Origin of the sequence: Pseudomonas sp. SJZ074 (genome assembly GCF_007828215.1) — a bacterium.
Lineage (GTDB): Bacteria > Pseudomonadota > Gammaproteobacteria > Pseudomonadales > Pseudomonadaceae > Aquipseudomonas.
This window is the reverse complement of record NZ_VIUE01000001.1, coordinates 468,687-481,903: the sequence shown is the minus strand read 5'-3', so window position 1 is coordinate 481,903 and position 13,217 is coordinate 468,687. Positions and strand designations below refer to the sequence as shown.

Annotated in this window: 13 protein-coding genes; 4 read left to right on the top strand and 9 right to left on the bottom strand. The window is 62.1% G+C overall.

The window, feature by feature from the left end:
* Positions 1–144 precede the first annotated feature (144 nt).
* From FBX99_RS02185 to FBX99_RS02160, 6 genes are all read right to left on the bottom strand, one after another.
* A complete protein-coding gene (locus tag FBX99_RS02185) occupies positions 145–450 on the bottom strand; it encodes a YkgJ family cysteine cluster protein (RefSeq protein ID WP_144927560.1) in 306 nt (101 codons plus the stop codon).
* A 28-nt stretch (positions 451–478) separates the two neighbouring features.
* Positions 479–1,237, bottom strand: coding sequence for an SDR family oxidoreductase (locus FBX99_RS02180; RefSeq protein WP_144927563.1), 759 nt, complete (start codon positions 1,235–1,237; stop codon positions 479–481).
* A gap of 118 nt (positions 1,238–1,355) precedes the next feature.
* Positions 1,356–2,810, bottom strand: a complete 1,455-nt coding sequence (gene phrB, locus FBX99_RS02175; protein WP_145130487.1) for a deoxyribodipyrimidine photo-lyase — start codon at positions 2,808–2,810, stop codon at positions 1,356–1,358.
* A gap of 13 nt (positions 2,811–2,823) precedes the next feature.
* Positions 2,824–3,762, bottom strand: a complete 939-nt coding sequence (locus FBX99_RS02170) for a MerR family transcriptional regulator (protein ID WP_145130486.1) — start codon at positions 3,760–3,762, stop codon at positions 2,824–2,826.
* Entirely contained in the window at positions 3,762–4,724 is a 963-nt protein-coding gene (locus FBX99_RS02165) for a DUF523 and DUF1722 domain-containing protein (protein ID WP_145130485.1), read from the bottom strand. The genes FBX99_RS02170 and FBX99_RS02165 overlap by 1 nt, the downstream gene beginning before the upstream one ends.
* Positions 4,725–4,898: 174 nt before the next feature.
* Positions 4,899–5,885 carry an NAD(P)/FAD-dependent oxidoreductase gene (locus FBX99_RS02160; RefSeq protein WP_144927575.1) on the bottom strand — a complete coding sequence of 329 codons (987 nt, stop codon included), beginning with the start codon at positions 5,883–5,885 and terminating at the stop codon, positions 4,899–4,901.
* 196 nt (positions 5,886–6,081) lie between these two features.
* On the opposite strand from FBX99_RS02160, the gene FBX99_RS02155 reads away from it, so the two are divergent.
* Positions 6,082–6,981: a TIGR01777 family oxidoreductase gene (locus FBX99_RS02155; protein ID WP_145130484.1), complete on the top strand. Its 900-nt coding sequence runs from the start codon at positions 6,082–6,084 to the stop codon at positions 6,979–6,981.
* 13 nt (positions 6,982–6,994) lie between these two features.
* Complete coding sequence (gene hemH, locus FBX99_RS02150) at positions 6,995–8,020, top strand: ferrochelatase (protein ID WP_144927581.1); 1,026 nt, start codon at positions 6,995–6,997, stop codon at positions 8,018–8,020.
* Between the two features lie 132 nt (positions 8,021–8,152).
* Here the strand turns inward: hemH and FBX99_RS02145 are convergent, their stop codons facing one another.
* Positions 8,153–9,427: a uracil-xanthine permease family protein gene (locus FBX99_RS02145; protein ID WP_144927584.1), complete on the bottom strand. Its 1,275-nt coding sequence runs from the start codon at positions 9,425–9,427 to the stop codon at positions 8,153–8,155.
* 2 nt (positions 9,428–9,429) lie between these two features.
* Positions 9,430–10,068: a uracil phosphoribosyltransferase gene (gene upp / locus FBX99_RS02140; protein ID WP_024778135.1), complete on the bottom strand. Its 639-nt coding sequence runs from the start codon at positions 10,066–10,068 to the stop codon at positions 9,430–9,432.
* 161 nt (positions 10,069–10,229) lie between these two features.
* On the opposite strand from upp, the gene FBX99_RS02135 reads away from it, so the two are divergent.
* Both FBX99_RS02135 and FBX99_RS02130 read left to right on the top strand, forming a co-directional pair.
* Positions 10,230–10,787: a hypoxanthine-guanine phosphoribosyltransferase gene (locus tag FBX99_RS02135; protein WP_145130483.1), complete on the top strand. Its 558-nt coding sequence runs from the start codon at positions 10,230–10,232 to the stop codon at positions 10,785–10,787.
* A gap of 3 nt (positions 10,788–10,790) precedes the next feature.
* Positions 10,791–11,264 (top strand): WbuC family cupin fold metalloprotein, encoded by a 474-nt coding sequence (locus tag FBX99_RS02130; protein ID WP_145130482.1) that lies wholly within the window; start codon positions 10,791–10,793, stop codon positions 11,262–11,264.
* 48 nt (positions 11,265–11,312) lie between these two features.
* Here the strand turns inward: FBX99_RS02130 and dauA are convergent, their stop codons facing one another.
* Positions 11,313–13,028, bottom strand: a complete 1,716-nt coding sequence (gene dauA / locus FBX99_RS02125) for a C4-dicarboxylic acid transporter DauA (RefSeq protein WP_145130481.1) — start codon at positions 13,026–13,028, stop codon at positions 11,313–11,315.
* Positions 13,029–13,217 lie beyond the last annotated feature (189 nt).

Sequence of the window (13,217 nt, the reverse complement as noted above, 5' to 3'; positions counted from 1 at the left end):
GGCTGGTGCAGTTGGCTTTGAGGTCGACTGTGCTACCGCTATCGCGAGCAGACTCGCTCCCATACTGTTTCGCGGGTAGCCGCGAGTCTGATATCCCCCGCTGATCCTGTGAGCGAGCCTGCTCGCGATAGCGGCGGTGATGTTCTACCGATACGCCGTGGTAATCCCGCGGCGTTCTTCAATGCATTCCAATGCTCCCATTTCGAACTCCCGGCAGATCAGCGGGCGTTTTTCGTAGATGGTGCACTTCATGCTGTCGCGATCCAGCGCCGCGCACCAGCCGTCATCGAGACGCAGCATCACTTCCCCGCCCCAATCGTCCGTGGCGATGAAGCGTTGCGGGACACCGGTGTCAGTGATCAACAGCACTTCCAGTTGGCAGCAGCACGCCGCGCACGTTGAGCACGTAACGGTCGATGCAGTGAGGTCAGCGAGAGGGATGATTTCCATGGCGCGCAGTGTAAGGCATGCGGGTCGCTCAGGGTCGACCCTTGATCGGTGACCAGACGCTTGCCTGGCAGGGATCGATGTCCGCTTGTGTGATCTGGCCCGAAGGCGGTAACGGCCACAGCGCGGCCACGGCCGTGACAGGGAGAAGCACTTCATGGGGACGTTCGACCAACTGGCTCAGGATGTAGGCAGCCATTTCGTCTGTCGACCCTGGTGTGGCCGGAAACTCCGCCAGGCTCCCAAGGGCGCAGTCGAAGTCCGGGCGAACGAGCGTTACGTCGATGTTTTCGCAGGCACGGACCGATTCGAACAGATAACGCATTGCTCCGTTGCTGCCCTCGGTGTGGGACGGTGGCAGGTAAGTTGCCGGGCTGATGACTCCCACCAGCAGGGGTGCGGTGCCGGCACGCAGCAATGGCGAGGCTGTTTCGATGCAAAGGCTTGCGACCAACAGGTTGCTGCGCACGATGTGTTCGATGAGAGAAGCGTCGGTAAACTGACTGTCGACGTACTCGGTGGTGCCGGCGTTCAGGATCAGCGTGTCCAGGGCATCCCACTGCTGAGCGATCTGATCGGTGATGTCGCGTACCGTCTGGCTGTCGGTCAAGTCGCCAGGCATCGTCAGTATCTGACCTGGATAGTGTGCCGAAAGGGCTTCGCAGGATTGAGCCGAGCGTGAGCTGATCGCCAGGTTCGCCCCGGTCTCAAGAATTGCCTGGGCCAACGAAGCGCCGACTCCGTTGCCGGCACCCGTCAGCCAATATCGTCGCGGTGGTCTCTGACCCATTCCATACTCCTCTTGATCGGGGCGGCCCGCCGCTTCGGGTAAGGGACACCCATGACGAGTCTTGGGGTAGCTTGACTATATATCGCCTGGCTGGCCCGCACTCTGGATGTCGATAATTTCACGTTCGTTGATCGCCCGTTTTTCCAGTCATGGCATGTTGCCGCGTCGGCAAATTCCTGAAAGCCTCCAACGCACGTTCCCGGGATTGGCTGAGATTGACGATCGGAGCCGGGTAGTCCGGCCTATCGAATAACCCGCCCAATGGGTTATGGACCTGTTGCTTATCGAGATCGTTCAGCTCAGGTAACCAGCGTTTGATAAACAGGCCGTCACGATCGAATTTTTCCGATTGACTCAACGGATTGAAGAGGCGGAACCAGGGCGCCGAATCCGTTCCGGTGGAAGCGCTCCATTGCCAGCCACCGTTATTGGCGGCCAGGTCTCCGTCGATCAGGTGCTGCATGAAAAAGCGCTCGCCTTCGCGCCAGTCGATCAGCAGGTTCTTGGTAAGAAACATCGCGACGACCATCCGCAAACGGTTGTGCATCCATCCTGTTTCCAATAGTTGACGCATGGCGGCATCGATGATCGGCAGTCCGGTGCGTGCCTGCTTCCAGGCTGCCAGCTCCTCGGGCGCATTGCGCCAGGCCAGGGCTTCGGTTTCCGGGCGAAACGCACGATGGCGGGACACACGGGGAAAGCCCACCAAAATGTGTTTATAAAACTCACGCCAGAGCAATTCATTGATCCAGGTCACGGTTCCGGCACTTCCACTCTCGAATTCGCCCTGGTTGGCTTGCAATGCGGCATGCAGACACTGGCGCGGCGAGACCACGCCTGTCACCAGATAAGCCGAAAGCTGGCTGGTACCGGGCTTGGCCGGGAAGTCCCGTTCGCTTTGGTAAAAGTCCAGGTGTTGATCGACGAACGTGTCGAGGCGCCGCCGGGCTTCGTTTTCACCGGCGGGCCAGAGGGTGCGCAGGGAGTCGCTGGGGAGAGCAAATCCTTCGACCTCTGTGGGCACCAGGTCGCTGTGGATACCGGTCGGTGCCTGCCGGGCCGGTGCACGGATCAGCTTCGGCAGTGAAAGGTGCAGGCGGCTGTAGCAGGCTTTGCGAAATTGGCTGAACACCTGGAAGTAGCTGCCGGTCCGGGTCAGCACGCTGCCGGGCTTGAACAGCAGTTGGTCGAGATAACTGTGGAAATCGATGCCCTGGGCTTTCAGGCAACGGGCTGCTTCGGCATCGCGCCGGGCCTCATTCACTCCGTATTCTTCGTTGGCATGAACCGCTTCGATGTTCAGTTCGCGGCACAGCGTGAGCAGTACCGACGGAGCCTGATCCCAGTGCGGTGCATGGCGGATCAGCAAGGGAATGTTCAGTTCGGCCAAGGCTGTGCTCAGCGAGGCCAGGTTGCGTAGCCAGAAATCGATCTTGCACGGCGCATCGTCATGGGCACGCCACTGTGCTGGGCTGGTCAGGTACACCGCCACGCAAGGCCCCCGGGCCGCGGCCGCCGCCAGGGCGGTATTGTCGTTCAGGCGCAGGTCGCTGCGCAGCCAGATCAATTGCATGGGGTTTTCCATTTCAAAGAAGTGCTCTGCGACCCAGCTCGCGGTAAGCCGCTAACGGGTCTTCGGCCCAGGCGATGTCCTTCGTCGAGATGCCGGTGGACAATTTGGCGTGATGGATCGAAGCGGCGGTGCCGGCCACGATGATCGGGCAGTCGATTCCATTCAGCAGCCTGGGCAGTTGGGACAGGTTCATGGCGTGGCTGGAATACAGCAGTACACCGCGGGCCTTGAGGCGTTCGACCGCCAAGGCCAGTTCGCCCGCCGGTATCGGCCCGTCGAAGACCTCCACTGGACAACCGGCACTGCTCGCCAGCCAGGCGGTGAGCCACACACCCGGTTCCAGGGGAACGTCCGACTGGTTGACCAATAGCAACGGCGCGCCGCGTAGCTGACGGTTGTTGTGGTAGATCCGGCTGCCGCATTTGCTGCGCAGCCAGGAGTAAAGGAACACCCGCTCCAGCTGTGCGCCGAACTGGCCTTGCCAACGCAATTGCAGCTCCTCGAGCAAGGGCAACAGCAACTGCTCGCACACGGTCCAGGGTGGGTACAAGCCCATGGCCTGGTTGACCAGGTCATCGACCTGGCGCTCGGCCAGTTGCGTCACTGCCAGGGCGAGGGCATGACGCTGGCGCAGCCAGTCGTTGTCCTGAGGTTCGGTGGGCGGTTGCGGCGTGTCGAGCAAGGGCTTGATCTTGCTGACCGTCACGCCCCGGTCGATCCAGGTGAGGATGCTCTGGATTCGCTGCACATGTTCGGCGTTGAACAACCGGTGTCCCTTGGGCGTGCGTAACGGCACGATCAGGCCATAACGGCGCTCCCAGGCGCGCAACGTCACGGCGTTGACACCGGTTCGCCGCGCCACTTCGCGTATGGGTAGCCAGCCGTCTGCCAGGGCCTGGGCGAAATCGCTGCCAAGGTCTTCGCGAGCACTGGAGTCGGTATCGCCTTTCATCAGATGGCGTTCCGCAAACTGAGATTTTCCGGGTGCGGTTGCAGGTAGACCTGCTGCGCCAGATAGGGATCGGGATGCAGGCGAAGGTGATGCTTGAGCAAGGTCAGCGGCACGACCAGCGGTACGATGCCGAGACGGTACTGGGCGATGAGATGCTGGACTTCCTGTTTGTCCTCGGCGTCGATGGCACGTTTGAGATAACCGCTCAGGTGCTGCAACACATTGGTATGGGTGCGGCGGGTAGCGCATTTTTTCAGGGCGGCCATCAGTGCGCTGAAATATCGCGGACCCAACTCGTTGGGGTCGGTCTTGCCCATGTTGCCCAACAGGTTGCCCAGGACTTTGTATTGCACAGGGTTATGAGCCATCAGCAGGTACTTGTAGCGCGAGTGGAACGCAATCAGGTCGCGCCGGGTCAGGCCTTTGCGACGCAGTGATTGCCAGGCGGCGTAGGCGAACACCCGGGTCAGGAAATTCTCCCGCAGTACCGGATCGTTGAGGCGGCCATCTTCCTCCACCGGCAGGTCCGGATGGCGCGCGCAGAATGCCTGTGCATAGATGCCACGTCCGCCACCTGGCTGCGACGCACCGTTATGGTCATAGACCTTGACCCGCTCCAGACCGCATGACGGCGATTTCTGCATGAAAATGTAGCCGCAGATGTCGTCCAGTTCCGCAGCCATCTGCCGAGCGTAATCAACCAACGGGCGAGTCACGTTGAGGCCCTGTGTCACCGTGCCGAGCACCTCGGGGCGTTCGGGATTGCCCACCAACCGGATCGGTTCTCTCGGAATGCCCAGGCCGATGGCGACTTCCGGGCAGACCGGCACGAAATCAAAGTGCTCCGCGAGGAGACGACTGCACAGCTGCGATTGCTTGTGCCCGCCGTTGAAGCGAACTTCTGCTCCCATCAGACAAGCGCTGACGGCGATTTTCGGGCGGATGGCGGCTGAGTCGGGCATGAAGACCTCTGGCGTATAAACTTGTACAAAATGTGATTTTTGTACAATTTTACTCATCATAGATCCATGGCTGTACAAGTCAACCTGGTTTGCCGGGTGGGAGAACCGCTGGCGTTACTCGCGGGTAGGCTGCCGTCTCGTTCGACAGCAGCGGGTGGCGCAGGGTGACGCGCTCTACTGGAGGCTGGCGTGCAAGCGCCGCGCGGCTTCCTGACCGCTGAGCCAGGCGCCTTCGACCCGGCCGGACAGGCACCAGTCGCCACAGACATACAGGCCCAGGTCGGCATCGGCCAAGGCGCCCCACTCATGACTGCCGGCAGGGCGCGCATAGAGCCAGCGGTGGGCCACGCTGAAGCTCGGCGCGGGCATGGCGCTGTGCAGCAGTTCGGCGAAGGCTCCGTGCAGGTGTTCGATCACTGCTTCCTTGGGCAGGTCAATGTGCTGCCGGCTCCAGTCGCTGGTAGCGTGCAATACCCAGGTGTCGAGCGTGCTGTCGCGTCCCGGCTTGCTGCGGTTACGGGCCAGCCAGTCGAGGGGGCTGTCCTGCACGAAGCAGCCTTCCATGGGCGTATCCAGCGCCTGTTCGAAGGCCAGGGCCACGGCCCAGGTGGGGTCCATCTTCACGCCGGCCGCCACCCCGGCGAGTTTCGGCACGGCCGCCAGCAACGCGGTGGCCTGGGGCGCGGGCGTGGCAATGACAACCTGGCCGAAGGGGCCGTGGGTGAAGCCTTCCGCGTCCTGTAAATGCCAGTGTTCCTGGCCGCGGTAGACCTCGGTGATCCGGCAGGAGAACTGTACATGCAACTTGCCGAGCAAGGCGCGGGTAATGGCACTCATACGCGGGGTGCCGACCCAGCGGGTCTGTTCGTCCGGGGAGGGGGTCAGTTGCCCGTCCTGGAAGTTGTAGAGTTGCGGGTTCCACTCCGCAGCCCAGCCGTTGGCCTGCCAACGCTGGACTTCGGTGACGAAGCGGCGATCACGGGCGGTGAAATATTGTGCGCCCATGTCCAGTGTGCCAGCGTCGCTGCGTTTGCTGGACATGCGTCCGCCGCTACCGTGGCTTTTATCGAAGAGTTGAACGACATGCCCGGCCTCCGTCAGGGCCTGGGCGGCTGAGAGTCCGGCGATGCCGGTGCCGATGATTGCGATGGGTACAGTCATGAGGGCCTCGTTTACCTTTCTGTACAGACTACGCCGTCGTTTAAACCTGTACAATTTGGGTTTTTGGTATAAGTTTTACCGTTCGCGTTTGGACAGGTTGACCTATTGTTAAACACAGACCCTGCCCGATACGAAAAATCCCTGCTTATAAAAATAGACTAGTGGGCCGGGTAAAACGCGCTACGAGGAACATCTCATGCACATATTGCTGACCGGCGGTACTGGTTTGATCGGACGTCAGCTTTGCCGCCTCTGGTTGGAGCAAGGACATCGGCTGACGGTATGGAGTCGCCGACCCGCAGAGATGGCGAAAATCTGTGGGACGCAGGTGCGGGGCGTCGCCAGGCTCGATGAGATCGACGAGCCGGTGGACGCGGTGGTCAACCTCGCCGGAGCGCCGATTGCCGATCGGCCCTGGACCCATAAGCGCAAGATGTTGTTATGGAGCAGTCGCGTGACCTTGACCGAGGTTTTGCTGGCGTGGCTGGAGCGCTGCGAGCAGAAGCCCACCGTGTTGATTTCAGGTTCCGCAGTGGGCTGGTACGGCGACGGCGGCGAACGGGAATTGACCGAGGAGTCGGGGCCGGTCAGCGAGGATTTCGCCAGCCAATTGTGCATCGCCTGGGAAGAAACCGCGCAACGGGCCGAGGCCATGGGCATACGCGTGGTACTGGTCCGTACCGGCCTGGTCCTGTCCGCCGAGGGCGGCTTTTTGTCGCGGCTGTTATTGCCCTTCAAACTGGCGTTGGGTGGGCGTATCGGCAATGGTCGGCAATGGATGCCATGGGTCCACATCGACGATCAAATCGCCCTGATTGATTTTCTTCTGCACCGCGATGACGCCAGCGGTCCTTATAATGCCTGCGCGCCGAACCCGGTGCGTAACCGCGATTTCGCCAAGGCCCTGGGACACGTGTTGAATCGGCCCGCCGTGATGCCGATGCCGGAGCTGGTATTGAAAGTCGCACTGGGGGAATTGTCATCGCTGTTGCTGGGCGGCCAGCGCGCCACGCCGGCCCGGTTGCAGGCGGCGGGTTTCACTTTCCGGTTCACGGATTTGCCTGCGGCTCTGGACGATTTGTCCGGCCGCTTTTGAAATAGGACGTTGCATGACCGATCACGCGTTGCTTCTGGTGAATCTGGGTTCGCCTGCCTCCACTTCGGTGGCCGATGTACGCCGCTACCTCAATCAATTCCTGATGGACCCGTATGTCATCGACCTGCCATGGGTGGTGCGGCGTTTGCTGGTGTCGCTGATCCTGATCAAGCGCCCCGAGCAATCTGCCCACGCCTACGCCTCGATCTGGTGGGAGGAAGGTTCGCCGCTGGTGGTGCTCAGCCGCCGGCTGCAACAGGCGATGGCCGCCCAGTGGACCCAAGGTCCGGTGGAATTGGCGATGCGTTACGGCGAACCGTCCATTGAGTCGGCACTGGTACGCCTGGCGAGCCAGGGGCACAAGAAGATCACGCTGGCACCGTTGTACCCGCAGTTTGCTGACAGCACCGTCACCACTGTGGTCGAAGAAGCCAAGCGGGTCGTGCGGGACAGGAAGCTCGACGTGCAGTTCTCGATTCTCCAGCCGTTCTACGATCAGCCGGAATACCTCGACGCTCTGGTTGCCAGTGCCAGGCCTTATCTGGCGCAGGATTACGATCACCTGCTGTTGAGTTTCCATGGCTTGCCGGAGCGGCACCTGACCAAGCTCGACCCGACGGGGTTTCATTGCTTCAAGGATGCCGACTGCTGCAAGAACGCGCCGCCGGAGGTTATCGCGACCTGCTACCGCGCCCAGTGCATTCGCACGGCCGAACTGTTCGCCCGGCAGATGGGCCTCAAGGAAGGCCAATGGTCGGTGTCGTTCCAGTCCCGACTCGGCCGCGCCAAGTGGATCGAGCCCTACACCGAAACGCGCCTGGAAGAATTGGCCAAAAGCGGGGTCAAGAAGGTGCTGGTGATGTGTCCGGCGTTCGTGGCCGACTGCATCGAGACCCTGGAGGAAATCGGTGATCGCGGGCGCGAGCAGTTCCGCGAGGCCGGGGGGGAGGAATTGGTACTGGTGCCGTGTCTCAACGACCAGCCGCAATGGGCCGAGGCGTTGAGCACGTTGTGCGAACGGGCGCCGATCGCTTTGTAATATTCAAGGGCCCTTTCGCGAGCAAGCCCGCTCCCACATGGGATCTGCGATGTACACAAGTTTTGTGACCCGCGAAGTTCCACTGTGGGAGCGGGCTTGCTCGCGAAGAGGCCCTATCAGACAACACACCTATCAGAGCAGCGGTTCATCCGCCTTCTTCTGCTTCCAACCGTCATTACCCGGCAGCAGCAGGTTCAGCCCGATCGCCACCACCGCGCACAGCGCGATGCCTTTGAGGCCGAAGTCATCCGGGCCGGTGCCGGTCCCCACCAATACGCCGCCGATGCCGAACACCAGTGTCACCGAAACGATCACCAGATTGCGTGCTTCGCCCAGGTCGATCTTGTGGCGGATGAGGGTGTTCATGCCCACCGCCGCAATCGAACCGAACAACAGGCACAGGATCCCGCCCATGACCGGTACCGGGATACTTTGCAGCAGCGCACCGAACTTGCCGATGAAGGCCAGGGCGATGGCAAAGATCGCCGCCCAGGTCATGATTTTCGGGTTGTAGTTCTTGGTCAGCATCACGGCGCCGGTGACTTCGGCGTAGGTGGTATTAGGCGGACCGCCAAACAGACCGGCCGCGGTGGTGGCAATGCCGTCACCGAGCAGGGTCCGATGCAAGCCGGGCTTTTTCAGGTAGTCGCGACCGGTTACGCTGCCTACCGCAATCACCCCGCCGATGTGTTCGATGGCCGGCGCCAGGGCCACCGGCACGATGAACAGAATTGCCTGCCAGTTGAACGCGGGGGCGGTGAAGGCCGGCAGGGAGAACCACGGTGCGGCGGCGATCTTGGCAGTGTCCACCACGCCGAAGAAAAACGCCATGGCGAAGCCCACCAGCACGCCGGAGATGATCGGCACCAGACGGAAAATACCTTTGCCGAACACCGCGACAATCAGCGTGGTGAGCAGGGCCGGCATCGAAATCATCATGGCGGTCTGGTAATGAATCAGCTCGGTACCGTCGCCGGCCTTGCCCATCGCCATGTTCGCGGCAATCGGCGCCATCGCCAGGCCAATGGAAATGATCACCGGGCCGATGACCACTGGCGGCAGCAGTCGGTCGATGAAACCGGTGCCCTTGATCTTCACGGCCAGGCCCAGGAAGGTGTAGACGAAACCGGCCGCCATCACGCCGCCCATGGTCGCCGCGAGGCCGAACTGGCCCTTGGCGAGAATGATCGGGGTGATGAAGGCAAAGCTCGACGCCAGGAACACCGGCACCTGCCGCCCGGTGACGACCTGGAACAGGATCGTCCCCAGGCCTGCTGTGAACAGCGCGACGTTCGGGTCCAGCCCGGTGATCAGCGGCATCAGCACCAAGGCGCCGAAGGCGACGAACAGCATCTGTGCGCCGGACAACACCTGGCGCCAGAGCGGATCGTTGAACTCGTCCTGCATGATCAAGCGTCCTTCTGCTTGGTGCCGAAGATCTTGTCGCCGGCATCGCCCAGGCCCGGGATGATGTAGCCGTGCTCGTTGAGTTTCTGGTCGATGGAGGCGGTATAGATGGTCACGTCCGGATGAGCGTCCTGGACCACCTTGATGCCTTCGGGGGCGGCAACCAGGACCATGGCACGGATGTCGCGGCAACCGGCTTTTTTCAGCAGGTCGATGGTGGCGACCATGGAACCGCCGGTGGCGAGCATCGGATCGATGATCATCGCCAGGCGCTCGTCGATTTCCGGCACCAGTTTTTCCAGGTAGGTGTGGGCCTGCAGCGTTTCTTCGTTGCGAGCCACGCCCACGGCGCTGACCTTGGCACCCGGGATCAGGCTCAGCACACCTTCGAGCATGCCGATGCCGGCGCGCAGGATCGGCACCACGGTGATCTTCTTGCCGGCGATTTTCTCCACCTGGACCGCACCGGCCCAGCCGTCGATCTCGTAGGATTCCAGTGGCAGGTCCTTGGTGGCTTCGTAGGTGAGCAGCGCACCGACTTCCTGGGCGAGCTCGCGGAAGTTCTTCGTGCTGATATCGGCGCGACGCATCAGGCCGAGTTTATGTCTGATCAGCGGATGGCGGATCTCGAGGATAGGCATGGGAAGGCTCCGGCGGCGGGCAAAAAAACCGGGCTAGATTAATCTATCCCGATGGCTTGTCCTATAGACAATACAGAACGTTAGTCCACAAACCCTTGATCTGGCCGGGCGGGATGCGTACCTTTGCCCGTTTTTCCGAACCTGCCCCTCTGGAGAGCACCATGTCCGCTGATCTCGAGCATATCCGTCAAATTATGGCGGAGGCTGATTGCCTGTACACCGAAGCCGAAGTCGAAGCAGCCATTGCCCGGGTCGGTGCGCAGATCAACGACCAACTGGCCGATTCCAATCCGGTGGTGTTCTGTGTCATGAACGGCGGGCTGATTTTCTCCGGCAAGTTGCTGACCTACCTGAACTTCCCGTTGGAGGCGTCGTACCTGCATGCCACCCGTTATCGCAACGAAACCAGCGGCGGCGACCTGTTCTGGAAAGCCAAGCCGGAAGTCTCGTTCATCGACCGTGACGTGTTGATCATCGACGACATCCTCGACGAGGGGCATACCCTGGGCGCGATCATCGACTTCTGCAGGCATGCCGGCGCCCGCGCCGTGCACACCGCCGTGTTGATCGACAAGGACCACGACCGCAAGGCCCGTCCCGACCTGAAGGCCGATTTCGTCGGACTGCCCTGCGTCGACCGCTACATCTTCGGTTATGGCATGGACTACAAAGGTTACTGGCGCAACGCCAACGGTATTTTCGCCGTCAAGGGCATGTGATCGATGTCTCGGCCGGGGTTCCTGGATCAGACACTGTTCGCTGAGCTGGCCGAGAAAGCCGCGACCAGCCCTCGCGGGCGGCAGCACCACAACTTCCATCGGATGGACGAACCCTGCCATCGCATGGCGGTGGGGTTGCAGCCTTCCACCTACATCCCGCCCCATCGTCACCTCAGTGCCGACAAGGCGGAAACCCTGCTGGTGCTCAGGGGCCGTCTGGGTGTGTTGATCTTCGACGGCGCCGGTGCGGTGACGGACAAGCGCATCCTTCAGGCCGGAGGCGATTGCCTCGGGGTCGACCTGCCGGCGGGTGTATATCACGGCCTGGTGGTACTGGAAGCCGACAGTCTGATGTTCGAGTGCAAGGCCGGTCCTTACCGGCCCGTGGGTGACGGCGAGCTGGCCCACTGGGCGCCCCGCGAGGGCGAGGCGGGCGTGGCCGAGTACCAGGCATGGATGCGTGCTCAGTTCGATTAAGGTGCGGTTCATCCTGTGGGAGCAAGCGTTGCTCCCACAGCTTTGCTCTCAAGCTGCCAACCACTGCTGGCTTTTGATCCGCGCCTGCTCCAGGGTCTGCACGTACGCCAGTTTGCGCTGCTCGCGATGAATGCCGGCGCGGCGCAGTTTCAGGCGCACCCGCGGCGCGGTGGCGACCAGGATCAGGCCGATGTTCTGCTTGCGATAGTCCTTCAGGATATTTTCAAACGCCGCCAATGCAGTCATGTCCAGCATCGGCACGGCGCTCATTTCCACCACCACGACGCGGACCCCCGGATCGAACCGACGCAGCACGTCCAGGGCCTTTTCTGCCGCGCCGAAGAACAGTGGGCCGCGAATCTCGTAGCAACGCACATGCTCAGGCATGTCCTGCAAGGCTTGATGAAAGTGCCGCGGCAGTTCGGTGCTGTCGGTCAGCTCGCTCATGCGCTTGATAAACAGCCCGGCCGCCAGCAGCAGGCCGACGGAAACCGCCAGGACCATGTCGAACAGCACCGTCAGGCCCAGGCAGGTCAGCAGCACCAGTACATCGCTACGCGGGGCGATGCGCAGGGTGTGCAGCACGTGCCCGGCTTCGCTCATGTTCCAGGCGACCATCACCAGCAGCGCCGCCAGCGCGGCCATGGGCAGGTAGCTGAACAGCGGCGCCAACAGCACGATCGCCGCCAGCACCACGAGACTGTGGATGATCGACGCCAAGGGCGAAGACGCGCCGCTGCGCACGTTGGTGGCGCTGCGGGCAATCGCGGCGGTGGCGGTGATGCCGCCGAACAGCGGCGCCACCAGGTTGCCCAGGCCTTGGCCCATCAGCTCTGCGTTGGGATCGTGCTTGCTGCCGGTCATGCCGTCCGCCACCACTGCGCATAACAGCGACTCGATGGCGCCGAGCATGGCAATGGCGAAGGCGGGTGACAGCAACTGTCGGATCAGGTCGTAGGACAGCACCAACGGTCGCCCCTGGCCGTCAGGAAGATTCCAGGGCCAGTCGAAGCTCGGTAGGAACGGTGGAATCCCGGGATGGTTGATGCCGTTGACGACATAACTGAAGCGTTCCCCCAGTGTCGCCACTGACCACCCGCCGCGCTCCAGTGCCAGCCCCAGCAATGCACCGACCAGCAGGGCGACGAGGTGGCCCGGCACCCGCGGAACCCAGCGTGGCCAGACGATCAAGACCGCCAGGCACGCGGCACCGATGAGACTGTCACCGAAGTGGGCCCCCGGCAGTGCTACGATCAGCTCGCCCAGTTGTTCAATGTAGTGTCGGGCCTGGCCGGTGGTCGTCAGGCCCAACAGATCCTTCAGTTGCAGGGTGGCGATGACCACGCCGATGCCGGCGGTGAAACCGAGGATGACCGGATAGGGGATGTACTGGATCAACCGCCCGGCGCGCATCAATCCTAAAGCGACCAGAATCAGCCCGGCCAGCATCGTGCACAGCAGCAGGCCGCCTAGCCCGTACTGCTGGGTGATGGGCAGCAGGATCACCACGAATGCCGCCGTCGGCCCGCTCACGTTGAAACGCGAGCCACCGGTCAGGGCGATCAGCGGTGCGGCCACCAGCACCGTGTACAAGCCGTGTTGCGGCGGTACGCCCACCGCGATTGCCAGGGCCATCGCCAGGGGAATGGCGATGATCCCGACCGTCAGCCCGGCCACCAGGTCGCCCCGCAGGCTTTCAAGGGTATAACCGGCCCGCCAGCTTTGGCGCCAGGCGGCGAATAGCGGTGGAGCGGAGAAGGACATGGGTACTCCTCAAAATGAATGGGCAAAGACACCGGACCTGCCGGACACCAATCCCTGTGGCGAGGGAGCTTGCTCCCGCTGGGCTGCGTAGCAGCCCCTGGCTGTTTTTGCGATTGCTGCGCAATCGAGCGGGAGCAAGCTCCCTCGCCACAAAGGCATCGCCATTGATTTCAGGATGATGGCCCTTTG

Coding starts and splice junctions, on each gene's coding strand:
- hemH (WP_144927581.1), top strand. CDS start 6,995: ATGACCGATCACGCGTTGCTTCTGGTGAATCTGGGTTCGCCTGCCTCC.
- phrB (WP_145130487.1), bottom strand. CDS start 2,810: ATGCAATTGATCTGGCTGCGCAGCGACCTGCGCCTGAACGACAATACC.
- FBX99_RS02160 (WP_144927575.1), bottom strand. CDS start 5,885: ATGACTGTACCCATCGCAATCATCGGCACCGGCATCGCCGGACTCTCA.
- dauA (WP_145130481.1), bottom strand. CDS start 13,028: ATGTCCTTCTCCGCTCCACCGCTATTCGCCGCCTGGCGCCAAAGCTGG.
- FBX99_RS02180 (WP_144927563.1), bottom strand. CDS start 1,237: ATGGGTCAGAGACCACCGCGACGATATTGGCTGACGGGTGCCGGCAAC.
- FBX99_RS02165 (WP_145130485.1), bottom strand. CDS start 4,724: ATGCCCGACTCAGCCGCCATCCGCCCGAAAATCGCCGTCAGCGCTTGT.
- FBX99_RS02135 (WP_145130483.1), top strand. CDS start 10,230: ATGTCCGCTGATCTCGAGCATATCCGTCAAATTATGGCGGAGGCTGAT.
- FBX99_RS02145 (WP_144927584.1), bottom strand. CDS start 9,427: ATGCAGGACGAGTTCAACGATCCGCTCTGGCGCCAGGTGTTGTCCGGC.
- FBX99_RS02185 (WP_144927560.1), bottom strand. CDS start 450: ATGGAAATCATCCCTCTCGCTGACCTCACTGCATCGACCGTTACGTGC.
- FBX99_RS02170 (WP_145130486.1), bottom strand. CDS start 3,762: ATGAAAGGCGATACCGACTCCAGTGCTCGCGAAGACCTTGGCAGCGAT.
- FBX99_RS02155 (WP_145130484.1), top strand. CDS start 6,082: ATGCACATATTGCTGACCGGCGGTACTGGTTTGATCGGACGTCAGCTT.
- FBX99_RS02130 (WP_145130482.1), top strand. CDS start 10,791: ATGTCTCGGCCGGGGTTCCTGGATCAGACACTGTTCGCTGAGCTGGCC.
- upp (WP_024778135.1), bottom strand. CDS start 10,068: ATGCCTATCCTCGAGATCCGCCATCCGCTGATCAGACATAAACTCGGC.